Here is a 296-nt window from a genome sequence, read left to right on the forward strand (position 1 = left end):
TTCCTCGAAATCCTCCATCTCTGACATCACACCAGTCGCATCATTTGGATGGGCTGCTTTATCTATTTGTGATCCTTCCACCATTAAAAAGAATCCTTTGTCATTTTTATTCATTTTTTGTATTGCTGATGAAGTCATGTCTTTTAGCGATGGTGTATCAGTTTTTCTATCTATTGCATATGGTAGAGTTTCATCTGCAAATGTACCTAAAATTTGCTTTCCATCAGATTCATTTAAACCTTTTTTATCTGTTATAATATCGTAACCGTCTTCTTTGAATTTTTGATCTAGATTCC

Annotated in this window: 1 protein-coding gene; it reads right to left on the reverse strand. The window is 33.8% G+C overall.

Annotated elements, in window-relative coordinates; all coding sequences use genetic code 11:
- The coding region (locus D9V42_RS14885) for an alkaline phosphatase (RefSeq protein ID WP_208639103.1) at window positions 1-296 on the reverse strand (296 nt) is incomplete at both ends.

The sequence above is a fragment of the Staphylococcus pseudoxylosus genome (genome assembly GCF_003697915.1).
Taxonomy (GTDB): domain Bacteria; phylum Bacillota; class Bacilli; order Staphylococcales; family Staphylococcaceae; genus Staphylococcus; species Staphylococcus pseudoxylosus.